Below are 24,555 nucleotides of genomic sequence, written 5' to 3'. Positions count from 1 at the left end.
TTATGAAAACCTCATTTACAATAAATCGCATTACTACAAGTTTTGGCATATTTAGAGTAAAAGGGCTGTGGTGCACTCAATACGAAAACATCGATAGCGTAGAAATAACCTCGCTACAAATAATGGGAACAGACGGTTGGGTACGTATAAGTCACCAATATGAAGAAAACGCCCAGTGCATAGAAACGTTATTACCTGCACTATTACTGCATTTAAAAGCGTAAATGGGGCTTAAACAGTGATTTTAGTAAAATAGCCAGTTGTAAAGTTTGACTTATATGGAGGCTATATTAAAGTAATAAATGGTCCCAAATGTGTGTTAAGTGTTTACTTTACCATGTAAAAGTCTTGGTTTTGGTTGAACTTTAAGCAAATTATTTAACGCTAGGGCAAATTTCATTTATCACGTAGATAAATTAGCCTCTGCATTTATAAATTTCATACCTCGAGTATTAGTAAGGATATTAATGTTTTTTTCTAATAGTAAACAAAACGAAATAGCATCTTTAAAAGCAGAGCTTTACCCACTACAACAAGTTTGGGAAGGCCTTAATCGTGAAATGCTAGTAATTAATATTCTTTATGACGGACGAATCTCCCACGCAAACGAGCAGCTCCTTAATATGCTGGGCTATCGAGAAAATCATATTATTAATACTCCGCTTTTAGATATTATTTCTGAACATTCTCAGCACTCAGACGAGTACAAAAGCTTACAAAAAGCGATTAAAAAAGAGGGCCATTGGGGGGGCGCGTTACAATTTATTCGCCAAGACGGTCAAGTAGAGTGGTTACGTTTAATTGTTCACCCTGTAAAAGGAGAACAAGATCAGCTTTTATATTTTTCTATTTTTTGTACTGTATTAACCAAAACAATTTCAGCATCGCGTGAGCAAAGTGACACAATCAAGGCGATTTACCGATCAATGGCGGTTATTGAATTTGATTTAGAAGGACATGCATTAAAGGCTAATCAGCAATTTTTAGATGCAATGGGCTACAAAGAAAAAGAAATATTAGGCCAACATCACCGTATTTTTTGTGAGCGCGAAGAGTCAGAATCACAAGAGTATCAGGCCTTTTGGTCAAAACTCAGGCAAGGACAGTTTATAGCGTCTCGATTTAAGCGTGTTGATAAGCATGGCAACATTGTCTGGTTAGAGGCCTCTTACAATCCTATTTCTAATGATGCCGGAAAGCTTTATAAAGTAATGAAGTTTGCGACTGTTATTACGGAGCAAGTAAACCGAGAAATTGCGATTTCTCAAGCTGCCGAAATTGCCTACAGCACCTCAACACAAACAGATAAAAAAGCAGAACAAGGCGCTGAAGTAATTAAAGACACAGTGGCTGTTATGACAGAGCTTGCTATAAATATGGAGCAAGCGGCCAGCGAAATCTCTGCATTGGATCAACAATCTCAACAAATAGCGAGCATTGTGCAAAGCATTAGTAGTATTGCTGAGCAAACTAATTTACTTGCACTCAATGCAGCTATTGAGGCCGCCCGTGCTGGTGAGCAAGGTCGGGGGTTTGCCGTTGTAGCAGACGAGGTTCGTTTACTCGCATCACGTACATCTAAAGCAACAGAGGAAATTGTTGAAGTTGTACAGCGTAACCAATCGCAAACCCAAAACACGGTAGATGTAATCGAAAAAGGAAAAGAAAAAGCAGAGCAAGGCTTAGCTTTATCTAAAGAGTCGGGCAATGTGATGAGTGAAATACAAAATGGTGCTCAAGAAGTTGTAAATGCTATAGGGCAATTTACAAGCGAGCTTAAAGGTCAATAAAGTCAGTTAAAAATTTTTGCCAAGGCTAAACCACGTTTAGGCTTGGCAAAATAGATTGCACTCCTCAGCTATATTTTTTACAAACCCACCATATAATTCCAAAAAAGACAATTTTTAAATTATTGATTAAAAATAAATTTTGTTTTGATCCAATATAAATGATAATAAATTGTTGCATTTTTGTTCTTTGTTCCTAATACTGGTCATTGTCTGGACTGATCAGTCATACTAATTTGCTTAACTAAGTACATTACCTAAGGCAGGTAAAATAGAGTTATAACTCGCTGATAGTAGAGTCAGGTTATTTTCTCTAATGCTTAATATTGCAGATAAGTAAAAAAAGACACTAATAATGAATACCTTAACAAATAATATTTAACACACACATTAAGGAATTTTATGAACAACACACACACACACAAGTGGATAAAACCTCAGCATATAGTGGGCGCATGCCTTGCTATGCTAATGAGTTTTTCAGCTGCAAGTAAAGATCACAAAATAATATTAATTCATGGTTTGCAGGTATCTCAAATAACCAATAAATCAGGTAGCGACGTTGTAAATGATGGCGAAACATATTGGCAGTCGTATTGGAATAACAGAGCAGATGAACGAATTGATTGGCCTGCCTACGAGCGTGTTGAAGGTAAAATAGCAACAGATTGGGTTTGGCCTAAATTAAAGCAGTTATCTCGCTCAAACTTATGTGCTGATGGCTGTGTATTAGTGACACACTCTACTGGGGATTTAATTGCTCGCCATATTATTGATAACCAAGCAAACTGGTTAGAAAACGCAGGGCTTTCGCCACTCAATATTGTTGCTACATTTGATCTAGCCGGTGCTGGTGGCGGTAGTGAACTTGCTGATGTTGCTGTAAGCGCACTTACAGGTGCATCGTGGAATTTTGCTATAGATGCTGCACTTAGATGGTGGCTAGGAAGCGATGTTACCGAAGCGGTTGGCGTGTTACACGATTTAAAAGTAAATAATGCGCGTAAAATATCTCCATTTCCAGATGCGCGTACACCTCGTTTACGTTTTGTTGCCGACGGTAATGAATACTTAGGGATCACAGGCGCATTTTTAAAAGGTAATGATGATTCGGTTGTTGCGTCGCACTCATCATGTGGTGCAAGCTCTGCACGGTCATTTGGTAGCTGTAGTAGCAGTATTGATACTGATGGTCGATTAAAATCACAAAGTGATGCGGTAAATAGTTTTATGCCTAACCATTACCCTATGATGATGAGTGACAGCTACAGCCATAATGAAATTCATAATGCTCAGCGTAAAGGTAATGTAACCATTGCTATGAATAACATTAATGTCGACGGACAAAATGTTGGCTTTAATACATTTGATCAAACAACAGGGTCGTGGTTTTGGAAAAAGAACTACCGTTATATTAAAAACTCAAACACAACGAGTGCTTCTGCATTAATTTATAATGTGATCCCATAAACGTTAAATGTGCAGCTTAATTAAGCTGCACTTTTTATAAGGATTGAGCTATTAATGATAAAAAAAATCCTAGTAGTCGTTTCGGTAATGGCTTTACTGGCTTTATTAGTTTGGCCCTCTCAAGAAGAGGCTAAAGTTGAAGTCGCTGTTGTTAAGATAAAACAGCCTTTGCCCGCTGAGAGTAAATTAAACATACACGCAACTACTGCACACTTACCCGCTAAATCACCACCAAAACAAAAAGTAACAACAGATTATAATAGCAACTTAGCAAAAGCAGCAGAGCAGGTAGCTACTCAATACGAGCGTGCGCTTAAATATCCGCCATATTCACAACCATTGTCTGAATTTGATGAAGACCGTTTAAAACCTAATCAATTTTATCCTGTTGAAAGTCCAATAGACGACAAAGGAAATGCGGTTACAGTCAGCCTTAGTAAATATAGGTTTGTGTATCCAGAAGAAATAACATTAAAAGTCAGCGCAGGTGGCCTTAAAAATGTGAATGTAGAGCTTGCCAATACAGATACAAAAGAGACTGTAACAACCTATAAAAGTAATGCACAAGATGGCGAAGCCAATGTTATTTTTAAAGCTGAGGAAGACTATCCGCGAAATTTACAAATATTTGTTGAAGCAAATGTTGATGGAAAACAAATCCCTGTAGTGGCGCAAATTCAATATATGCCACCGAGTGCGACACTTATTGGTTTTGAGTCGGCATACCCACAAAGCGAAAACATGCTTATACCCGCCAATTTAAAAGTAGTAAAAAAGGGCTTGTACCGTATTCGGGCGAACCTTTTTACTGGCGACACACCACTTGCGCACTTGGTGAGTAAACAACGTTTAAGTGAAGGAAGCCAAACTATTGATTTAAAAGCGCACTGGTCAATTTTGCCGCAAGGCATGGCTGATATGCGTTTGAGTGGATTTGTAATTGAAAGGATGTCGCCAAGTCCTGGCGAGCGAAACAGTTTTGGTAACAGTGAAATTAGCCACTTTGATATAAATGACTTTCCTTTTGACAGTTTACAACAGCTGCCATACCAACCTAATGAGCAAGAAAAATTAAGCTTGGAGTTTTTAAAAGGATTAGCCGACGGTTAAACTAGTTTTGGGTTTGCTTTAATGCAAACCCAAAAATACAACTTAGTTAGCTTAAGTTAATTGTAACAACGCCAGCGTTTTCTTCGTCTGTATCGCTGTTGACAGGCACTTTAGGAATATCTGGCTTGTCGAGTGCAATATCGCCGCCATCAATCACTTCACCCGTTTTTAGGTTTTCAAAATCAAATAATTCAGCATCAGCTAAATGAGATGGAACAACATTTTGCATGGCTGTAAAAATACTCTCAATGCGGCCCGGATGATCTTTATTCCATTGCGCTAACATGTTTTTTGTATGTTTACGCTGCAAGTTTTCTTGAGAACCACACAAGTTACACGGAATGATAGGATAGCCTTGAGTAAACGCGTATTTGCTAATGTCTGCTTCTTTACAGTAGGCAAGCGGGCGGATAACCATATGCTCGCCGTTGTCGCTCATTAATTTAGCAGGCATACTTTTTAGTTTTCCACCATAAAACATGTTTAAAAACAGTGTTTCAATCATGTCGTCACGGTGATGACCAAGAGCAATTTTAGTTGCACCAAGCTCTTTAGCTGTGCGGTATAAAATACCACGGCGTAAGCGAGAACATAGCGAGCAGGTGGTTTTACCTTCAGGAATTATGTCGGTTACAATACTGTAGGTATCTTCTTCTACAATTTTGTACTCTACATCGAGTTTATCTAGGTACTCTGGCAATACATGTTCAGGGAAGCCGGGCTGCTTTTGGTCTAAATTAACAACTACAAGATCAAATTTAATGGGGGCAACACGTTTAAGGTGCTGCAGCATTTCAAGCATTGTATAGCTATCTTTACCACCAGAGAGGCAAACCATTATACGGTCACCTTCTTCAATCATGTTAAAGTCCATAACCGCTTGGCCAGTTAAACGGCGTAAACGCTTTTGTAACTTATTAAAGTTATATTGAGCTTTGGCTTGAGCTGAGTTAGACACTACGCCCCCTTAGTAAACAATGCAGCAAATTACTTGCTAGAAATAAAGGGGCGTATTATATGTTATTAGCATATCGGGAGCTACAGCAAAATTATTAATCTTTTGCCAGTGGGCTAACGTAGCCGTCTGGTTTTAGTGCTAATACATCGCAGTCTAGGCTATCTATTACATGCTCTGCAGTATTGCCAACTAGCGCAGCACTTAACCCAGTACGGCCAACAGTTCCAATAACCACTAATTCACTATTCAAACGATTTGCAATATCAGGAATTACATCTTCTGGTAAGCCTTCTTCAATAAAGCATTGCTCAGTAGTTAATGTAAATTCAGTAGCCAGTGCATTAGTTGATTCTATATGGTGTTTTTTAACTGATTCGTTGTAAAGACTTGGATTAAACTCTGGTATTTCAATAGCTATATTAATAGGGGTAGCAGGATATGCATTGACTAAATTAAGCTTTGCGTTAGCAAGTTCGCATAGAAATTGCGCGTCTTTGATTATACGTTTGTTTAACGCAATATGCTGATCATTCTCACTCACTGCGTTAACAGCAGCTAAAATATTACCATTTTCAGGCCATGCCATTTCTTTTACAAATAATACTGGAGTAGGGCATTTACGCACCAAATGCCAATCTGTAGGGGTAAATATCACCGATTTTAGTGCGCCATGTTGATGAGTACTTTTAATGACTAAATCGTAATTTTGATCGATAACTGTTTCAATAATGGCTTCGTAAGGGCGGTTATGCCAAACAACTAATGTTTCAATATTTAAGTTATTGTAAGGTGAAACTAAATCGTTGAGCCAGAGTTCGCGGTCTTTTAAAACGGCTTCGCGCATCGCTTCACGCTCATCGCCTGAAAGCATCGTTGTCATTTCATAAGAGAAGTCATAGACCGTCATGAATGCTGTAATTGTTGCGCCAGATTTTTTTGCCAGTTCGACTGAGCGCGCTAAACCATGTTGATCGTCTTTGGTAGGGTCAATAACCGCGAGAATGCGTTTAATTGTGTTCATGTGCTACTCCATTTATCTAACTGGTGTACTTTTAGTGTAACTCAAATACAAAACAGTTAAAGGCTTAGCACATAAATTGTTGTTCTATATCAAGGTATACCTATTTAACAATGGCTGCTGCTTTAGCGAGTGCATCATTATCTAAAATAGTAATAAACTTGCCTTCTACTTTAATTAAATCGGCTTTTTGAAAGCGACTTAATAAACGGCTAATGGTTTCTACTGTAAGGCCTAAGTAATTACCTATTTCACCACGGGTCATAGTAAACCTAAACTCTTTACGCGAAAAACCACGCTCACCAAATCGCTCAGACAAGTTATAAATAAAACTAGCTAGGCGTTCTTCTGCCGATTTTTTGTTAAGCAGTAAAAGCATTTCTTGATCGTAGGTAATTTCACTGCTCATTAAACGCATTATTTGCTGGCGTAGTTTAGGTAATTTACCTGCAAGCTCGTCAAGAGTGTCGAAGGGAATTTCGCAAATCATTGAGGTTTCTAGGGCTTGAGAAAAGCTCTGATGTGCCATTTTACTAATGGCATCAAAACCAACTAAGTCACCTGCTAAATGAAAGCCAGTAATTTGCTCATCACCTTGTTCAGACAAGGTGTATGATTTAAATGAGCCAGAGCGTACAGCATAAATCGCTTTTAGTGGTGCACCCGATTCAAATAAATAGTCACCTTTGTGTAATGGTTTTTTTCGCTCAATAATTTCGTCAAGCTTATCCATTTCTTGGCCATTTAACGAAAACGGTAAACACAATTGGCTTATGCTGCAGTTATTACAGCTAATAGCACAATTACCTTTAGCGCGACTTTGAGTGAAATCCATAATTTTATCCGTTTTAGTTTTTATATACAGGGGGAAATAAACCTGAAAAGGTTAATACATTTTAACATTAATGTACTAACTTGTCGGTTGCAATAATCAATAAGTAGATACCATACCAAATTATAACACTGCCTAATACTATTCGGGTCCAAGGATGATTTATAATGGTATTGAGTTTTTGCGCAGTGATCCCTACTGTGATCATGGCAGGAAATGTACCTAGTGCAAAACATAGCATAACCATTGCGCCATCAAATGCTGTGGGGCTCGTCATTGCCCAGGTTAGCGCTGAATAAACCAAACCGCACGGAAGCCAGCCCCATAAAGCCCCATAGCCTATGGCTTTTACTGTTGAGTCAACCGGCATTAAATATTTGTTAAGCTTAACAATATGCTGCCAAATAAGTGTTTTACCCACTTTTTCAAGCCATTGAAGTGTAGGTCCTAAGCGCATTATGTAAACGCCTACTAACAGCATAAAAATTGCTGCAATAAATGAAAGCGTTATAGAGAATGATGTGTTTTGTTTAGCAAATTGGCTGCTTATACCCGCAACGAGTGTGCCTGCAAGCATGTAACTTATTGCACGCCCTAAATTATAAGCAAATGAATAGGTAAGTGTTCTACGTTTGTCGCTGGCTAATTGTAACGAGCTGGCAATCCCTCCACACATTGCTATGCAGTGGCCGCTGCCAATCAAACCCATTAAAAATGCGCTAATGTATAAAGGGTCAATCATTACTTTTGTTATGCTGCTCTTTGTCATCTTCAAACAAAATACTGTGGCCTTGTTTGTTCAAATCAGAAAACTGCTCGCTTCTTACCGCCCAAAAAAATACACCAATGGCAATAAGCACAAACAATATGGCAATGGGGATCAAAATATAAATTATGCTCATAACTTTAATAGCCTTAGTGAATTACAAATCACAATAATTGAGCTGGCAGACATACCAATGACGGCCATCCATGGAGCAACTAACCCAAGTGCTGCAAGCGGTAATATTGAACCATTATATAATAAAGACAATGTTAGGTTTTGTTTAATAATACGCCGGGTCTGTTTAGCTATATTGAGTAAGTGATCAATAGACGCTAAATCGCTATTTAGCAGTACAACATCGGCGCTGTTTTTTGATATATCAGCGCCAGTTTCCATTGCAATAGACAAATGGGCACTTGCAAATACAGGGCTATCGTTTATGCCATCACCCACCATAGCGACCACCTCATTTTGAGATGAAAATGCTTCTACGGCTGTTTGTTTATCTTGTGGTGAGCAGCCAGATTGCACGCTATCTAAGTTCAATTGTTTAGCTACTTTTTTGCCCGCATCTGACGCATCGCCAGTAAGCATGTGGCAAGTTAATTGCTGCGCATGTAACGATTTAATTAAACTTTGAGCATCGTGCTTTACTTTATCGACAAAATAAAAACGTGCCACAACGTGTTTGTTTATATACAAACTGGCTTGCGCGTTTGTTTTTTTACTGTCAAACCAACCACTTTTACCTATAGCGTAGTGGGTGGTTTCATCTTGTGCACTAATCCCTAAACCTGCGTGCACTTCAATGTTATGAAGACTATGCTTTGCTGGAGTGTAGCCGTCAAATGCACTTGCAATCGGGTGCTCAGAAAAGCGCTCCAACATTGCTGCAATAGCCATTACATCATCTTTTGAGTAGCTGTTGTCGATAATATCTACTTCATCAAGGCTAAATTTACCTTGTGTGAGTGTGCCTGTTTTATCAAATGCAAATAAAGTTAGTTTTGAGAGGGTTTCAAGTACATGGGCTTGTTTAATTAAAATCCCCTTTTTGGTTAGGCTGGCAATTGCACAGGTTAGGGCTGTCGGTATTGCTAGGCTTAAAGCGCAAGGGCAGGTTGCGACTAATACTGAAATAGTAATCCAAAAAGCATGCTCGGGATCAATTTGATACCAACCAATGGCGGTCAACGAGGCAAATATCAATAAGCAAGCTACAAACCCTTGTGCTACTTTATCGGTTATTTCGACCAGCTTAGGCCGTTTTGTGAGCGCATTGTGTTGCAGACGAATAATTTGATTTAAAAGGGTGTTTTGGCCTATTTTATTTATTTTAATTTCAATAACACCGTCGTGGTTTACACAGCCGGCATACACATTATGGCCTATGAACTTGTTAACCGGTTGGTGCTCGCCGGTCATCATTGATTCATCAACCGTCGTTTTACCTTTAATGAGTTCGCCGTCGGCGGGAATGGTTTCACCTGCTTTAATAAGTACAACATCATTAAGTTTAAGCTTTTTAGCCGCAATAATGAGTTCTTCACCACTATCTGTAAGCGTGCGAGCTGTTAGAGGTAATAGCTTTTGAAGGTTTGCTGTGTATTCACTCGCTTTTAAACGCGCTCTAAATTCTAAATATTTACCTAATAATAATAAAAAGGTAAACATGCAAATAGATTCAAAATATACCTCACCAACTTGCATAACGGTTGCATAACAACTGGCTCCGTAGGCGCCAAAAATTGCTAAAGAAACAGGTAAATCCATATTAAGCTGTTTAGCTTTTAAGCCGTTAATTGCGTTGGTTAAGAAGGGCAGCGCACTATACAAAATAACAGGAGAAGCTAATACAAGGCTTATCCATCTAAAATACTGTTCAAAATTACTATCCATACCTGAAAACATGCCAAAATACATGGCAAATGCAAACATCATTACTTGCATGGTCATTAGGCCTGCCACACCCAAGCGGCGAATATACGCTTTTGCAGTTTGTTGTTTTTGTTGTGCTTCGGTATCGGCCTGAAATGGATATGCTTTGTAGCCTAATTTAGCTAAGGCGGTAATAACATCACTCAGTGGAGTCGCTGTTTTGTCCCATTGGATCATTGCACGGTTAGTTGAGGTGTTTACATCTACCCGTTTAACAGTGTTTAAACTCAATAATTGCTTTTCTATAAGCCACGCACATGCGGCGCACGTAATGCCTTCAACACTCAGTAATACCTCTGAAATATTGTTGCTTGTGGCTATAAATTCATCTTGAATATCTTCGTTGTCGTAACTTTTAATAAATGCCAATTGCTCAGGAACAAGTTGCTCTACTTTACCCGCACTGACTGTGCGGTATTTGTAGTAATCAGTCATTCCTTGCTCAACAATATTTTGCGCTACGGCCTGGCAGCCAATGCAACACATTGGCTGAGAGGTATGGTCTATTGTTACTGTGGCGCTAAATCCCTTTGGCACACTTTCAAGGCAATGAAAGCAAGAATTAGACATAATAATAACTACTTATAGTTAGGCGTAACTAAAACGGTTTCAACCGTAGGTAGGGTAATGTTTTCTTTTAGTTTCCATGTTTTATCGATAGGTTCAACAAAAATGGAATAGGCACCTTCAGTGTAATTTTCAAGAAGTGCGGTGAATTCTTTGTTTGCATTAGCTGTAAGTGTTGCTTCAAAGTCGTGTGCTTTGATTGTACGGTGGTAAAACGACACTTTTAAAGCCGATACATTACTGCTATCGCCTTTGGTAAATTTAAAACTCACTCGGTCGTTAGTTACGGCTAATTCACCATGTAAGTAAAGTGCTTTTGCTTTCTCAAACTTACTGAGCTCTAAATTAATTGCTTTACCTTTTTTATAGTAATCATCAACGACCATATCTGGGCCATTGCCAATTGCCGTTATTAGTAAAGTAATACAGCCAACAATAGCTGCTAGCGGGAAAAAAATTAAAAACCAAGGCCAAAAGTTTTTATACCACGGAGTAGGTTGCATAGTGACTCTAATATTAGTTTCGAAGAGGTTATTTTATAGTAATTGTACGTAAAAGACTAAAAAAAAGCCTCCAAGTGGAGGCTTTTTTGATCTGGATTAATCTATTGAATTTAATAAATTAATTTATAAACATTCTATTAACAGCGTGCTTATTTATCTTGCGATAAGTTGTAAACGTACGCAGTTAAAAGGTGGATTTTATCTTCACCTAAAATGTCTTTCCACGCTGGCATTACACCGGCACGACCGTTAAGCAGTGTTTCTTCAACGGCACGTTGAGAACCACCGTATAACCATATGTTATCGGTTAAGTTTGGTGCGCCAAACGGTAGGTTATGAGCAACAGAGCCTTTGCCGTCTGCACCGTGACACGCTGCACACATAGCAAACTTAGCTGCACCAGCGGCTGCATCTTTTTGGTTTACTGTACGACCAGAAAGGCTTAGCACGTGTGCTGTCATTTCTTTTATACCTTGTTCACCTAATGCTGCACCCCAAGGAGGCATAGCTGCAACACGACCAATTAGGAGTGTTTCTCTAATTTTGTCTGGTGTACCACCGTATAACCAATCTTTATCAGTTAGGTTAGGGAAGCCAATGCCGCCACGTGCATCAGAGCCATGACACTGCGCACAGTTTTGTGAGAACAAACGTTGACCAATTTCTAACGCTAATTGACCATCTGTTTGTTCATGCTCTGTGCCATTTTCAAGAGCTAGCTGCTGCGCTGCATCACCATCAATTTTAGATTGAACCAAATCTAAAACAGGTACTTTTGCAAGTCGGTTAAAAATAGGACCAAAACGCTCTTCTGCTGCTTCGTACTCTTTATCAAGCTTTACAAAACGGCCTTCTTCAGCTGCTAACTTAACGGCTTCTTTCGATTCCGCTAAAGAGGTAATACCCTGATTAGAGCTTGTCCATTTACCTAACCCTTCCCAGTTACCTAAACCTGGGTATGCTGCTAGGTAATAAACAGACCAAATAAACGTTGCGAAGAACATGTAAGTCCACCACTTAGGTAGCGGATTGTTCAGTTCGGTAATACCGTCATACTCATGCCCACAATCTTCACCTTCTTCAACACCAGCGTAGTTTTTTAAGTTCCACACTAATAGGCCAAAGATAATAAGTAAGCATGCTAGGGTTAAAACAATAACCCAAATACTCCAAAAGCTAGTCATTTTTCAGACTCCTTTTCCTCGTTAGAGAGTGTGTTGTTATGTTTTTTTTCATCTTCAAAAATGGCATTAGCAGCGTCGTCAAAACGATTTTTGGTACGCTTGCTGTATGCCCATACAACAATCACAATAAACAATACTAAAATTACCAGAGTTAAAATGCCTCTGTATGTTCCGTAATCCATAATAATTACTTCAAGTGCGTGCCAAGCTGTTGCAAATAAGCGATAAGGGCTTGCATTTCTGTTGCACCTTTACCGTCATTCATTGCATCAACTTTGGCAACGTCAGCTATTAGTTCTTCATCGCTACCGTAACCTAAACCCGGATGTTTTGGATTTTCTGGGTTAATAGCGAATGTATCACGGAAAATTTGTAGTTTTTTCAGAGTTAAGCTGGTATCAACTGTGTTCTCTGCTAACCAAGGGAAACCTGGCATATTAGACTCAGGAACCACATCACGCGGGTTCACTAAGTGAGCATAATGCCAATCGTCCGAGTAACGTTTACCAACACGAGCAAGGTCAGGTCCAGTACGTTTAGAACCCCATTGGAAAGGGTGATCCCATACTGACTCGCCTGCTACAGAGTAGTGGCCGTAACGTTCAACTTCGTCACGAAAAGGACGGATCATTTGTGAATGACAGTTATAACAACCTTCACGCACGTATATATCGCGACCTTCCATTTCTAATGCATTTAGAGGACGTAAGCCATCTACTGGTTTTGTTGTGTCGTCTTGGAACATAAGTGGAGTAATTTCAACTAATGCACCAAAGCTAATAGCAAAAACAGTCAGTATGGCCATAAGGCCAACGTTTTTTTCTACTATTTCATGTTTGTTTTGTGAATTTTTATTGCTCATCATCTCACTCCGTTATGCTAATTGTGCTTGCGCGTCTAACTTCAGTGATTCTTTTTCAGCTGAAATTGTACGGAAAACGTTATAAGCCATAACTAACATACCTGTTACGATGAATACACCGCCAACAAAACGCATTATGTAGAAAGGATGTGATGCTTCTAAAGACTGAACAAAGCTATACATTAATGTACCGTCAGCATTTACTGCACGCCACATAAGACCTTGCATTACACCTGAAATCCACATTGCAACAATGTATAAAACAACACCAACAGTGTGTAACCAGAAGTGTGTATTAACAAGCTTAATGCTGTACATACGACCTTGTGCAAATAGTGCAGGGATAAGGTGATAAATAGCACCAATAGAAATCATAGCTACCCAACCAAGTGCACCTGAGTGAACGTGGCCTACAGTCCAATCTGTGTAATGAGATAACGCGTTCACAGATTTAATTGCCATCATTGGGCCTTCAAACGTAGACATACCGTAGAAAGAGAGTGATACAACTAAGAAACGAAGTACTGGGTCAGTACGCAGTTTATGCCACGCACCCGATAAGGTCATTATACCGTTAATCATGCCGCCCCAAGATGGAACAAATAAGATAATAGACATAACCATACCTAAACTTTGCGTCCAATCTGGAAGTGCAGTGTAGTGAAGGTGATGAGGACCAGCCCAAATATAAAGAGATACAAGTGCCCAAAAGTGAACGACCGATAAGCGGTAAGAGTATACAGGGCGACCTGCTTGTTTAGGTACAAAGTAGTACATCATACCTAAGAAACCAGCGGTTAATAAGAAACCTACAGCGTTATGACCGTACCACCATTGAACCATCGCATCTACTGCACCTGCGTAGATAGAGTATGATTTAGTTAACGATACAGGCACTGCCATGCTGTTCACAATGTGCAATACTGCAACAGTGATGATAAAGCCAGCATAGAACCAGTTAGCAACATAGATATGCGATACTTTACGTTTAATTAAAGTACCAAAAAATACAACTGCATAAATAATCCAAACAACAGCGATTAAAATATCGATTGGCCATTCTAGTTCAGCGTATTCTTTAGAGCTTGTAATACCTAATGGTAAGGTAATTACTGCTAATACAATAACTAGCTGCCAGCCCCAAAATGAAATTGCGGCAAGTTTGTCTGAGAAAAGGCGCGTTTGACAAGTACGTTGCACGACGTAATAAGACGTCGCAAAAAGTGCACTTGTACCAAATGCGAAAATTACTGCGTTCGTGTGTAACGGACGTAGTCGAGAGTAAGTTAACCATGGTGTATCAAAGTTAAGTGCTGGCCAAGCTAATTGGGCAGCAATCAGAACCCCAATACTCATGCCAACGATGCCCCAAATCACTGTCATAATAGCGAATTGGCGTACAACTTTATAGTTATACTCAGTTTGTGATGCTACTGTTTGGCTCATTTTCTGGCTTCCGCTGCAATAAATGCGTTTAGAAATGAATTACCCACTTAAAAAGTGGGGCCTACTATTACTTCACAAGCATGTTACCTAAAACGTTCAAAGCATGAATGCTTCAGAAAACAAACTCGAGAAACCCTAATTTTTGCGAGGGAAATAATAAATTTTTTGGCCTAAAAAAGATAGGTCAATTACGTAATATTATGACATCAATCAAACTTTGTGGCTTTGTTGTCTATTTTTTGATTAGCTGAGTGCCTAAATTTGATTATTTAGTGGGCCATGCTTGTCATTTATAAGCTTGATTATTAGTATCTGCTTTTATTCGGAGCGAATTTTTATGAAAGCAACCCAATTATGTTATGTGTTTTTGCTACTTTTATTGTTGACCGCCTGTGATTTTGATAATCAAAAAGACGCAAGCATACATAAAAATTCAAACTGCGAACCTAACCAAGAATGTACCTTCCCAAATAAAGTGAAAGTGTGGCTCAGTGATCAATCTCTTTCACCTGAAACACCTTTTACAATTTTCAGCAAATTACCCAACAATACAAAAATCAGCCAAGCAAAATTGAAAGGCATAACTATGTACATGGGATTTATCCCGCAGCAGTTTGTACAGCGAGGGGATTTGTGGCAAAGCGAAACCATGGTTGGCATTTGCTCAGAAAACAATATGCTTTGGACCCTTGAATTAACTGTTATAAATACAATCACTTCAACCGAAGATACCCTTAACTATTACTTTTATGTTACCTACTAAAGAGCTTTAATAATATTACGAATTAACCAGTTAACCGATCACGTTTTATCCCAAATTTGTTGTTTACCTAAGCTTATAAACTTTTCTTTTTGATAGGTTCAAACTTGAACCTGTAATGCCAATGCGCAGCAAAACGTAATTAATTAAATGCACTAACCCTTTAGTCATTAGTGCTAAAATTTCAAAAAATACATCTAAAACTAATTTTTTAATTAGTCCTGTCAAAAGTGTGTAGTCAAAAAGTTAAGCTTTCTCAAATGCCGTATTTGTTCCAGCCAACTAATTTGATTTATAACCATAGTTAATATCAACATCTCACATTATTCATATAGTGTAGACCAAATTTTGAGCTGTTATACCCAAGCAAAATAAGCGAACTTATTATTCACTATGAACCAAAAGCTTTTCTTATGAGTTAGCAACTTTCAGGTGCTTTTACCTTTTTAATAATGGGGTGTGATTAAGTTGTTAATACCTGAATTATTGCTAAACAACAGGTGTAATTACATTTGATTACAAAGTAGAGGTGTTTGATTTCATCTGTACTTTAATTGTATAAAAATTATTTTAACTTATTAATTTTAAATTGTATTTTTATATTAACAATGAAACAAGTAGTAACCTTTGTACCTTTTTTAGGTTGGTCTTTTTTGTCTTTGTCAAAAACCACTCAAGCGTTAAGTTTTCGTTCAGTTAAGTGCGCTTAAGTTGCCTGCCGACTCATTCTTCTTATAACAAATGAGTTTTACCAATCTTGGTAAATTCCAACAAGTAGGATTCTTTCATGACTAAATCGACTCTTGGTCTAGCTGTTGTAGCAGCCATCCCAATGTTTTCAAGTGTACATGTACTAGCAGCAGACGAAGCTGCAAATTCAATCGAAAAAATTCAGGTCACGGGTTCACGTATCAACCGTACTGATATGGAAACAGCCAGTCCAATTACCGTTATTGGCGATGACTTTATTGCAAAAAGTGGTTTCACTTCTGTTGCCGATATTCTCTCAACTCAGCCATCTGCTGCGGGTATAAGCCTTGGTGCTTCAAGTAATAATGGTTCAGGTGGTTCTGCAACTGTTAACTTACGTGGCATGGGGTCACAACGTACCCTAGTGTTATTAAATGGTCGTCGTATGGTTTCTTCTGGAACCGGTGCAGACTCTTCGGTTGATTTAAATACCATTCCTGTTGCAATGATCAAATCAATTGAAATCTTAAAAGATGGTGCATCAGCTGTGTATGGATCTGATGCAATTGCTGGTGTTGTTAACATTATCACTAAAAAAGATTTTGAAGGTACTGAGCTTAATGTTGAAGGAAGTCGCACAACTAAGGGTGATGGTAACAACTACGGTACTAGCTTATTACACGGCATGCAGGTTGCCGATGGTAACTTAGTTGTTGGTACACAGTTTTCAAGCCGTGGCGAGGTGATCCAATCAGATCGTAGCTTTGTGCCTGCAGGGCAGTCTTCGTTTATTCCACAAGGTACGCTAGGCGGTAAAACATACGAAGGTAATGGTGAGTTTGCAGATAGAACAACATCGTACGACTTTACTACATCGAGTTATGCACAAACACCAAACGATCTGTACAGTTTATTTACAAGCTTTGATAAAGAGCTAGACGCTGATACCACATTCAATGTTGACCTTATGTATACACGCCGTGATTCATCACAGCAATTGGCACCTCAACCAGCCAGTGTAGATTTACTTACAGCAAACCTTGATAACGAATACACCAATGCGTTTATTGTCGACGGTGAGCTTGCCGATTCGCTAGAGTATCGCAGAAGAATGGTTGATGCTGGCCCACGAATATACGAGCAAACAACAGACACATACCGTGCATCAGTGGCATTACAAGGTGTCTTAGATAACGATGCAAGCTGGGATGTAAGTGCTACATACGGCAGAAACGATTCTAAAGATAAAGTACAAAACTCGATTAATGCAAGCCAAGTAGAGCAAAGTATTTACGCAAACCAAGCAATTTGGTTTAGTGGTGATGCACTTAGCCGTGACTTTTTAACTGCTAACGATTCTATTTACACTGAAAGCAATGAAGGTGGAAATGAGCAGTTTATCTTATCTGCAGGTTACAGCGCACTTACTGATAACGATATTGGTTACGCAATAGGTATAGAGAACCGTTTTGAAAGTGGTTTTTACACACCCGATTTAATTACACAATTGGGCCAAAGTACAGCAGCACAGCAAGATCCTACTGAAGGTGACTATTCGGTACAATCTATCTACTTTGAAACATCGATGCCGGTATTAGAAGTCGTGACACTTGAAGGGGCTGCACGTTACGATAATTACTCTACCTTTGGTGGTGAAACAACCTGGAAACTGGGTGCTACATGGGATGTAACAGATTCATTTATGGTTCGTTCTGTACTAGCCACCGGCTTTAGAGCGCCAAACGTTGCTGAACTATTTGGTGGCAACTCGGGCTCTTACGATTACCTAGCCGATCCATGGGGTAACGAGCAAGACGCACAAATTTTGGTAAATTACACTAGTGATGCAGACTTACAAGCAGAAGAAAGCCGTTCGTTTACATTTGGTATGGTGTGGGAAGTTGTTGATGGTTTATCTACAACACTTGACTACTGGAAGTTTGACATTACAAACGCCATCACGCGTTTAGATGTACAAAACGAAATGAACAACTGTTTTGCGGGCGACACGCAATCGTGTGATTCGGTAAATATTACCCCAGCGGGTGATTTATCAAACTTAAGCTCTGCATTAACTAATGTTGGCTCTCAAAAAACGTCAGGTATTGATTGGAACATTGGTTATACCGCCGATAACTACCGTATTAACTTAGATACAACCTACTTGGTTGAATTTGAGCAAGATGATATTGATTACACGGGGACTATTGACGGTAACATTGGTGGCTATTCTAAAATCAAATCTAACTTATCTGTAAACTACGATTTGTCTGATGCGTTTAGTGTGCTTTATAACGCACGCTTTATTCGTGGTATGAGTGGGGACTACTACGGCGAGTCGTTCAGCACAGATAATATTGTTTATCACGATATTTCAATGACGTACAACCTAAATGAGTCACTAAAAGTGACAGGTGGTATGAATAATATTTTTGATAAAGAGCCAGAAGAAGTACTTGGCGGAAATGACATGGGCACCGTACCTGAGATTTACGACGTAATTGGTTCACGAGTATTCGCAAGTATTAACTATAAGTTTTAACTGCAAACAAATACTTTAACCAAGGTTTAAGTTACATATTTAAACTAGTAAGGCTCCGTGTTTACGGGGCCTTTTTTATTGAACAAATTACTGGAGGCAAGTAAACTAAAACGAATAGAAAAAGGAGAGTTGATTGTTAAAACAAGACGAAAATTTATCTTTTGTCATTGAGCCCGAGTTAAATGCGCGTTCAGAGCAGCGTATTGATCTGTACTTTTCTATTCCTAACGAAATGGGAATAAACCCTAAAACGCTGAGCGAAGAATCTTACTTCAACAATCAGTTTAAATCTCACTTAGCTTACAACGCTAACAATATTCACTTGCCATTAGTACGAAGCCGTTTTGTAAGTAAAAACAAAGGTGAACAGCAAGACTACAGGCAAAATCTAAACTTATTTTGTTACCAAGTGCGTTTAGCGCTCGATGCTGATATTAAGGATGCGCTTAAGTTAAGCGAGGCAGAAGAGTTTTATAATCGTGCAAATGAATTATTTGAGCAAAGTGAAGGCCTATTAAAAAAGCTACGCCGTTATACGCCCGATGACGAAAAGTTACTGCCGTTTTATACAAACGCTGATAACTACCTGAGTTGGCACGTTGAGCAATCATTTTTAAAATTACTAGATGAAGGCCCGCGCAGTAGCGATTTTGCTAAAGAGCGGAACGACCTTTTGCAATTTTGTAAAAGCGAAAACGTGTACAGAGCAGATAAAAACTATAACTCTGAAACCACCCTTCAAGACGCTAATCGAATCACAAATAAAATGCGTTTATTGCAACGCTTAATTGAGCATGGAGTAATACTTCAGCGCAATACTCGCTTTTTAAATAGTTACCTAAAGCGCTTGGTAAAGGGGACGGTAACGGCGGTTATTATGGCGTTTGTGATGCTGGTAATTCTTAATGCACGTTCCAGTTTTACAGAGGTAACAGCGACTCTCATTTTGATACTGGGTGTAATTTATGGTTTGCGTGAAATTTTTAAAGAAGATATCACCCGTGTAATTTGGCGCGCAATAGTTCAAGGGCGGCCAAAATGGCGATTTACCTTTAAAAATAGTATTACCAAAGACAAAATAGCCAGCCAGTTTATTTGGCTTGAGTACACGCGTTTTAAAAAAATACCGAAAGAAGTTCAAACCATTTTTTCAAAACGTCGCCAGCAAAACAAACAGGCTGCGCAATGGCTGCACTTTGCGAGTGAAACGCGCGTGTCGGCCAAAGAGTTTTTACCTGGATACGATACGTTGCAGCAAACACTGCAATTTAACCTAGCGCCATTTGCCCGTTATTTAAAACGTGGTGAAGGTAAGCTTTACCATTTAGATAGCAATAAAATATCAAAACAAGCCGTTGAGCGACGTTATCAATTAAATTTGGTATTGGTGCACACAGAAGGTGATAAAACACTTTATCAGCGTTATAAAATTACCTTAAATCGCAGTAAAATAGTCAACATTGAGCTCATTTATTCTAAAAAATAAAAAAGGGGGATAGACCACAGTCTATCCCCCTTTTTATACTCGATTTTATTGAGTTAAGCCGTGCTTACTGTATAAAGTCACTTTGTCTGAAACGAGTGTAATCTCTATATTTTTAGACTCGTCGCCCCAAACACAGTTAGTATGAAGTGTTTTTTCTACGCAGTTGTCAGCGCTACCTAATACAGCCTCTACTTCAGCTTTATCCATACCAATCTTAATTTTTTCGTAGTTTTCTACTGTTACTTTAGAGCATGCAGCCAGGCTTAGTGTAGCTGCAATAATTAGGAGTTTTTTCATTGTTGTATCCTATTAAGTATTAATGTTTAAATTTTCTAATTTGGACAATCATGCCCATGCGAGGGTGGTCAAAGTAATGAATTTCACCACTTATTACACGTTTAAATTGTGAAAACCGTGATGACTCTACATCACCACTTTGTAGTTTTTGGCTAATATCAAAATCTGCAGTGATAAATAAATAGTGACGCAAGTGAATTTTAAATAACCCTTCTAATTCCCATTTACTAGTTGATTCATCGGGGTCGTTAAATAAGCTAGGTTGGGGCTCTAGTAAACTAACAAAGTCTGGATTTGAATAGCGCGGCACATCAAAAACACGTGTTTTGATAAGCTCACCGGCAAATAAGTGCATGCTTGGCGCACGTGATTTACTTTTTGCCTCAAAACGCCATCCAGTATGTAAAATAGGCGTTAAGCCTTTACGGTCTAGTTGCTCAAACTGCGTTTTAAATTGTAACTGCTCTGGGGCAAGTAAGTAGGGTTGCTCCATGGTATCAAGTGGCGGTGCCACAGGTGTAACAGGCAATGTATCGTAACTTTGAACATAGTCGGTGCTTGCATCGCAAACACCCGAGCGTGGATTGTCGTTAACGAGCGAATCCGTAAATGAACGCTTTTGAAAACGTGTATCGCCATCAATACAGGCTTGCATGGCTTGTTCGGTATAAAGTGGCGTTAATAAATCAAGCGTGTTTTTATCTTCAATAGCCTCGTGTTTTAAACTAAAGTCTTCTTGTAAATAGGGGGCTGGGCGCTGTTTAAATATCAGCACCTCAGCTTCAAACCAACGCTCTGCAACTGCAGTGCTGCTAAATAAGCAACATAAAACTACCAGCGATTTTTTTAGCAACATTAATGGCTAACCTTTTTTTCGAAATCTGCAATCATAGCAGTGACCATTTTTAAGCGTTCGCGGGCATTTGCCTCACTAATAGCGAAGCGCAATTTATTTGCGCCTTCCATTTTATAAATATGCGGTGCACTTTGTATCAGCCCAATAATGAAGCTAGGATTAACCTTGGTATTTTGGCTAAATTCAAAGTAGCCGCCTTTAGGGTTTGCCTCTATTTTTGTTATCCCTAAATTACTGGCTTGCATTTTAAGTTGTTGCAAACTAAATAAGTTTTTAGCTGCATCAGGTAATAAACCAAATCGGTCTATTAGTTCTACCTGTAACTCATCAATGTCGCCTAGGTTAGCACAACTAGCTACACGCTTGTACATACCTAATCGTGCATTTACGTCATGTATATAATCATCAGGCAGTAATGCAGGCAGTTTTAAGTCAACTTCGGTTTGTTTTTGTAAGAGGTTTTCAAGAGTAGGTTCTTTACCTTCACGTAGTGCGTTTACTGCTTGCTCAAGCATCTCCATATACAAGCTAAAGCCAATAGTTTGCATTTGCCCAGATTGATCGTCACCCAATAATTCACCTGCACCACGAATTTCTAAATCGTGTGTAGCAAGTGCAAAACCAGCACCTAAATCTTCCAATGATTCAATTGCTTGTAGACGTTTGCTGGCATCTTTTGATAATGCTTTAGGGTCGCCTGTGAGCAAATAGGCATATGCCTGATGGTGGCTTCGGCCTACACGACCACGCAATTGGTGTAATTGTGCTAAGCCTAGTTTGTCGGCTCTATCCATAATAATGGTATTTGCTGTGGGTACGTCAATACCGGTTTCGATAATGGTTGTACACACAATTACATTGTATTTTTGGTGATAAAACTGGGTCATTATTTGCTCAAGCTCTTGCTCGCGCATTTGCCCATGAGCGGTAATTACATTTGCTTCAGGTACCCATTCACTTAATTCTTGCGCCACGCGTTCAATTGTTTCAACGTTATTGTGCAAAAAGTACACTTGGCCACCACGTTTAATTTCACGTAAAATGGCTTCGCGAATAAGCTCTACATCACGTTGGCGAACAAATGTTTTAACCGCCAAGCGTTTCGCCGGTGGAGTAGCAATAATAGATAAGTCGCGCATGCCACTCATTGCCATATTGAGCGTTCGAGGAATAGGTGTTGCGGTAAGCGTTAAAATATCGACATCTGCACGTAGCGCTTTAATTTTTTCTTTTTGGCGTACCCCAAAACGATGCTCTTCATCTACGATGAGTAGCCCTAAATCGTTAAATTTAATGTCTTGCTGAATAAGTTTATGGGTACCAATAACAATGTCTAGCTTGCCATTCGCCATATTTTCTAGAGTGTCTTTTTGCTCTTTGGTTGAATTAAAACGAGAAAGCACACCCACTTCGATAGGAAAGTCAGCAAAACGGTCTTTAAAATTCTCATAGTGTTGCTGCGCAAGCAGGGTAGTGGGCACTAAAATGGCAACTTGTTTACCATCGTTAACAGCAACAAAAGCTGCACGCATGGCGACCTCGGTTTTACCAAAGCCTACATCACCACACACTAAACGATCCATCGCTTGTTTTGATTGCATGTCGCCTAATACTGCTTCAATTGCATTACGCTGGTCGTCGGTTTCTTCAAACGGAAAGCTTTCACTAAACTGGCGATAGGCTTGTCCGTCTAGAGTAAATTTATTGCCTGGTTTAGCTTGGCGCTGTGCGTATATATCAAGTAACTCTGCGGCTACATCACGAACTTTTTCTGCAGCACGTTTTTTTGCCTTTTCCCACGCATCAGAGCCGAGCTTATGCAGTGGTGCACTGCTTTCTTCGCCGCCTGAATAACGGCTAAGCATATGTAGTGCCGACACAGGCACATACAATTTAGACTCACCGGCGTATATTATGGTCACAAATTCTGTAATTACACCTGCTGCATCAATAGTTTGTAAACCTTGATAGCGGCCAACACCGTGGTCAAGATGCACAACAGGCTGACCTTCTTTAAGCTCGGCTAAGTTACGAATTAGAGCGTCTTGGCTTGCTTCGTACTTATGTTTACGGCGTCTGCGCTGCGAGACTTTAATACCTAGCAGCTCTTGTTCGGTAATAATTGATAATGAAGGTTTAGAGCCAAGCACAACGCTTTGCTCAAGCGGACTTACAATTAAGCCTACATCACTATCGCTTTGGGTAAATTGTTCAAAGGTATCAAACTCTTTAAACTTTAAACCGCTGGGTTTTAAAATATTGAGTAAAGACTCACGTCGACCATCCGACTCAACGCTCAGTAATATGCGACTTTTTTTCTTTTTTTGTGCTGTAACGTAGTCTATGAACGCCGCATAGGGCTCGTGTTGTTTATGATCTATTCTTATTGCAGGTAATTCACATACGGATAAATTTTTATTACCCGCTTTTGTGCCCAGCTTGGCAAGCGATAAACGAATACGCGCAAATTGCCCTAAGTTAGAAAACAGCTCTTCAATTGGCTGATATAAGGCATTTGGTTCAAGTAGTGGGCGCAGAGGGTCCACTTTACGGTTTTCGTAACGAACATTAACATCGTGCCAAAAATTATCCGCAGCGTGTTCCAAATCGCCTAACTGCATAACGGTTGTATTATCAGGCAGGTAGTCAAAAATAGTGGCTAGGCTTTCAAAAAATAACGGCATGTAGTATTCAATACCAGCTGGCCAGTTTCCTTTACTAACTTGCATGTAAACAGAGTCTTGCTCTGAACTTGCACCAAATTTTTCACGGTAACCAATCCTGAAACGCTCAATATCTGACTCATTTGTTGGAAATTCATGCGCTGGCAGCAGTTCAATTTTCTCTACTTTTTCATCAGAGCGCTGCGTTTCCACATCAAATAGACGAATGGTGTCTAATTCGTCATCAAAAAAGTCGAGCCTAAATGGGTGCGGACTACCCATAGGGTATAAATCGACGATTGAGCCACGAATTGCGTACTCACCATGTTCCATAACTTGTTGTACGTTTAGGTAACCGGCTTGCTCTAAGTTTTGCCTAAAATTATGTGTGTCGAGTTTATCGCCTACTTTAAAGTTTATTGTCGAACCATAAATAAACGAGGCCGGAGCGGTTCGCAGCATAAGCGTAGACACAGGCACAATTAATACGCTTTGCTGTTCTTTTTTTAGGGTATTTAATGTAGCTAAACGCGCAGAAATAATATCTTGATGAGGAGAAAAATGATCGTAAGGCAAGGTTTCCCAATCAGGAAATACCATTACCGGATTATTAGGTAATAAATATTCGAGCTCTGTTTCAAGGCGCAGCGCGCTGGGGGTGTCGGGTGTAACAATTAATACTAAGTTCTCTTGCTGTTTAACACCTTCGGCAATGGCAATACTTAAACCACTTCCGCTTAGCTGCCCCCACTGAATTTTATCTTTTTGAGATTTTACCCAAGGCAAGGCTGCCCATTGCTCAAACGCCATTTATTACTCC

At 39.3% G+C, this 24,555-nt stretch carries 21 protein-coding genes; 7 read left to right on the top strand and 14 right to left on the bottom strand.

The features are described from left to right. The first annotated feature begins 2 nt into the window (after positions 1-2). The 4 genes from RF53_RS12770 to RF53_RS12755 all read left to right on the top strand — a co-directional run bounded on the left by RF53_RS12770 (position 3) and on the right by RF53_RS12755 (position 4,367). Positions 3-224 (top strand): hypothetical protein, encoded by a 222-nt coding sequence (locus RF53_RS12770; protein WP_039037902.1) that lies wholly within the window; start codon positions 3-5, stop codon positions 222-224. A 243-nt stretch (positions 225-467) separates the two neighbouring features. Beyond that, positions 468-1,790: a methyl-accepting chemotaxis protein gene (locus RF53_RS19695; RefSeq protein ID WP_039037901.1), complete on the top strand. Its 1,323-nt coding sequence runs from the start codon at positions 468-470 to the stop codon at positions 1,788-1,790. Between the two features lie 399 nt (positions 1,791-2,189). Further along, entirely contained in the window at positions 2,190-3,257 is a 1,068-nt protein-coding gene (locus tag RF53_RS12760) for a hypothetical protein (RefSeq protein WP_010557284.1), read from the top strand. Between the two features lie 54 nt (positions 3,258-3,311). After that, positions 3,312-4,367, top strand: coding sequence for a hypothetical protein (locus tag RF53_RS12755; RefSeq protein ID WP_082014441.1), 1,056 nt, complete (start codon positions 3,312-3,314; stop codon positions 4,365-4,367). 46 nt (positions 4,368-4,413) lie between these two features. On the opposite strand, the gene ttcA is transcribed toward RF53_RS12755, so the two are convergent. The 11 genes from ttcA to ccoN form a co-directional block, all read right to left on the bottom strand. Then, a complete protein-coding gene (gene ttcA, locus RF53_RS12750) occupies positions 4,414-5,325 on the bottom strand; it encodes a tRNA 2-thiocytidine(32) synthetase TtcA (RefSeq protein ID WP_008126427.1) in 912 nt (303 codons plus the stop codon). 94 nt (positions 5,326-5,419) lie between these two features. Then, a complete protein-coding gene (gene uspE, locus RF53_RS12745) occupies positions 5,420-6,346 on the bottom strand; it encodes a universal stress protein UspE (RefSeq protein WP_039037900.1) in 927 nt (308 codons plus the stop codon). A 100-nt stretch (positions 6,347-6,446) separates the two neighbouring features. After that, positions 6,447-7,178 (bottom strand): FNR family transcription factor, encoded by a 732-nt coding sequence (locus RF53_RS12740; RefSeq protein WP_006794303.1) that lies wholly within the window; start codon positions 7,176-7,178, stop codon positions 6,447-6,449. A 67-nt stretch (positions 7,179-7,245) separates the two neighbouring features. Next, on the bottom strand, positions 7,246-7,917 hold the full coding sequence (locus RF53_RS12735; protein ID WP_039037899.1) for a sulfite exporter TauE/SafE family protein: 672 nt from the start codon (positions 7,915-7,917) through the stop codon (positions 7,246-7,248). Next, positions 7,910-8,077 carry a cbb3-type cytochrome oxidase assembly protein CcoS gene (gene ccoS, locus RF53_RS12730; protein ID WP_006794301.1) on the bottom strand — a complete coding sequence of 56 codons (168 nt, stop codon included), beginning with the start codon at positions 8,075-8,077 and terminating at the stop codon, positions 7,910-7,912. The genes RF53_RS12735 and ccoS overlap by 8 nt, the downstream gene beginning before the upstream one ends. Then, positions 8,074-10,449: a heavy metal translocating P-type ATPase gene (locus RF53_RS12725; RefSeq protein ID WP_039037898.1), complete on the bottom strand. Its 2,376-nt coding sequence runs from the start codon at positions 10,447-10,449 to the stop codon at positions 8,074-8,076. Before RF53_RS12725 ends, ccoS begins: the two co-directional genes overlap by 4 nt. Positions 10,450-10,457: 8 nt before the next feature. Continuing rightward, positions 10,458-10,949, bottom strand: coding sequence for a FixH family protein (locus tag RF53_RS12720; RefSeq protein WP_006794299.1), 492 nt, complete (start codon positions 10,947-10,949; stop codon positions 10,458-10,460). Positions 10,950-11,098: 149 nt separating this feature from the next. Then, positions 11,099-12,133 (bottom strand): c-type cytochrome, encoded by a 1,035-nt coding sequence (locus RF53_RS12715; protein ID WP_008126414.1) that lies wholly within the window; start codon positions 12,131-12,133, stop codon positions 11,099-11,101. Further along, on the bottom strand, positions 12,130-12,315 hold the full coding sequence (locus tag RF53_RS12710; protein WP_006794297.1) for a CcoQ/FixQ family Cbb3-type cytochrome c oxidase assembly chaperone: 186 nt from the start codon (positions 12,313-12,315) through the stop codon (positions 12,130-12,132). The genes RF53_RS12715 and RF53_RS12710 overlap by 4 nt, the downstream gene beginning before the upstream one ends. Before the next feature lie 5 nt (positions 12,316-12,320). Next, complete coding sequence (ccoO, locus tag RF53_RS12705) at positions 12,321-12,995, bottom strand: cytochrome-c oxidase, cbb3-type subunit II (protein ID WP_006794296.1); 675 nt, start codon at positions 12,993-12,995, stop codon at positions 12,321-12,323. 12 nt (positions 12,996-13,007) lie between these two features. After that, complete coding sequence (ccoN, locus tag RF53_RS12700) at positions 13,008-14,441, bottom strand: cytochrome-c oxidase, cbb3-type subunit I (RefSeq protein ID WP_006794295.1); 1,434 nt, start codon at positions 14,439-14,441, stop codon at positions 13,008-13,010. 337 nt (positions 14,442-14,778) lie between these two features. Between ccoN and RF53_RS12695 the strand changes: the two genes are divergently transcribed. From RF53_RS12695 to RF53_RS12685, 3 genes are all read left to right on the top strand, one after another. Next, positions 14,779-15,204 (top strand): hypothetical protein, encoded by a 426-nt coding sequence (locus tag RF53_RS12695; RefSeq protein ID WP_010557291.1) that lies wholly within the window; start codon positions 14,779-14,781, stop codon positions 15,202-15,204. Positions 15,205-15,988: 784 nt separating this feature from the next. Continuing rightward, the gene (locus RF53_RS12690; RefSeq protein WP_039037897.1) at positions 15,989-18,433 is read left to right on the top strand and encodes a TonB-dependent receptor; all 2,445 of its coding nucleotides are present in this window, start codon (positions 15,989-15,991) and stop codon (positions 18,431-18,433) included. Positions 18,434-18,566: 133 nt separating this feature from the next. Further along, positions 18,567-19,919, top strand: coding sequence for a hypothetical protein (locus tag RF53_RS12685; RefSeq protein WP_039037896.1), 1,353 nt, complete (start codon positions 18,567-18,569; stop codon positions 19,917-19,919). Between the two features lie 45 nt (positions 19,920-19,964). Here the strand turns inward: RF53_RS12685 and RF53_RS12680 are convergent, their stop codons facing one another. Genes RF53_RS12680 through mfd form a run of 3 tightly spaced genes read right to left on the bottom strand, consistent with a single transcriptional unit; the run spans position 19,965 to position 24,545 of the window. Then, positions 19,965-20,216 (bottom strand): hypothetical protein, encoded by a 252-nt coding sequence (locus RF53_RS12680; protein WP_008126398.1) that lies wholly within the window; start codon positions 20,214-20,216, stop codon positions 19,965-19,967. Between the two features lie 19 nt (positions 20,217-20,235). After that, positions 20,236-21,072 carry a peptidoglycan binding protein CsiV gene (locus RF53_RS12675; protein ID WP_039037895.1) on the bottom strand — a complete coding sequence of 279 codons (837 nt, stop codon included), beginning with the start codon at positions 21,070-21,072 and terminating at the stop codon, positions 20,236-20,238. Next, positions 21,072-24,545 carry a transcription-repair coupling factor gene (mfd, locus tag RF53_RS12670; RefSeq protein ID WP_039037894.1) on the bottom strand — a complete coding sequence of 1,158 codons (3,474 nt, stop codon included), beginning with the start codon at positions 24,543-24,545 and terminating at the stop codon, positions 21,072-21,074. Before mfd ends, RF53_RS12675 begins: the two co-directional genes overlap by 1 nt. Between the last annotated feature and the right edge of the window lie 10 nt (positions 24,546-24,555).

It is taken from the genome of Pseudoalteromonas sp. ECSMB14103, from assembly GCF_000813065.1.
Taxonomy (GTDB): Bacteria; Pseudomonadota; Gammaproteobacteria; order Enterobacterales; family Alteromonadaceae; genus Pseudoalteromonas; species Pseudoalteromonas marina.
The sequence above is the reverse complement of the archived record's forward strand: the minus strand, read 5'-3'. Positions and strand labels throughout refer to the sequence as shown.

Coding starts and splice junctions, on each gene's coding strand:
- RF53_RS12770 (WP_039037902.1), top strand. CDS start 3: ATGAAAACCTCATTTACAATAAATCGCATTACTACAAGTTTTGGCATA.
- RF53_RS19695 (WP_039037901.1), top strand. CDS start 468: ATGTTTTTTTCTAATAGTAAACAAAACGAAATAGCATCTTTAAAAGCA.
- RF53_RS12760 (WP_010557284.1), top strand. CDS start 2,190: ATGAACAACACACACACACACAAGTGGATAAAACCTCAGCATATAGTG.
- RF53_RS12755 (WP_082014441.1), top strand. CDS start 3,312: ATGATAAAAAAAATCCTAGTAGTCGTTTCGGTAATGGCTTTACTGGCT.
- uspE (WP_039037900.1), bottom strand. CDS start 6,346: ATGAACACAATTAAACGCATTCTCGCGGTTATTGACCCTACCAAAGAC.
- RF53_RS12740 (WP_006794303.1), bottom strand. CDS start 7,178: ATGGATTTCACTCAAAGTCGCGCTAAAGGTAATTGTGCTATTAGCTGT.
- RF53_RS12735 (WP_039037899.1), bottom strand. CDS start 7,917: ATGATTGACCCTTTATACATTAGCGCATTTTTAATGGGTTTGATTGGC.
- ccoS (WP_006794301.1), bottom strand. CDS start 8,077: ATGAGCATAATTTATATTTTGATCCCCATTGCCATATTGTTTGTGCTT.
- RF53_RS12725 (WP_039037898.1), bottom strand. CDS start 10,449: ATGTCTAATTCTTGCTTTCATTGCCTTGAAAGTGTGCCAAAGGGATTT.
- RF53_RS12720 (WP_006794299.1), bottom strand. CDS start 10,949: ATGCAACCTACTCCGTGGTATAAAAACTTTTGGCCTTGGTTTTTAATT.
- RF53_RS12715 (WP_008126414.1), bottom strand. CDS start 12,133: ATGACTAGCTTTTGGAGTATTTGGGTTATTGTTTTAACCCTAGCATGC.
- RF53_RS12710 (WP_006794297.1), bottom strand. CDS start 12,315: ATGGATTACGGAACATACAGAGGCATTTTAACTCTGGTAATTTTAGTA.
- ccoO (WP_006794296.1), bottom strand. CDS start 12,995: ATGAGCAATAAAAATTCACAAAACAAACATGAAATAGTAGAAAAAAAC.
- ccoN (WP_006794295.1), bottom strand. CDS start 14,441: ATGAGCCAAACAGTAGCATCACAAACTGAGTATAACTATAAAGTTGTA.
- RF53_RS12695 (WP_010557291.1), top strand. CDS start 14,779: ATGAAAGCAACCCAATTATGTTATGTGTTTTTGCTACTTTTATTGTTG.
- RF53_RS12690 (WP_039037897.1), top strand. CDS start 15,989: ATGACTAAATCGACTCTTGGTCTAGCTGTTGTAGCAGCCATCCCAATG.
- RF53_RS12680 (WP_008126398.1), bottom strand. CDS start 20,216: ATGAAAAAACTCCTAATTATTGCAGCTACACTAAGCCTGGCTGCATGC.
- RF53_RS12675 (WP_039037895.1), bottom strand. CDS start 21,072: ATGTTGCTAAAAAAATCGCTGGTAGTTTTATGTTGCTTATTTAGCAGC.
- mfd (WP_039037894.1), bottom strand. CDS start 24,545: ATGGCGTTTGAGCAATGGGCAGCCTTGCCTTGGGTAAAATCTCAAAAA.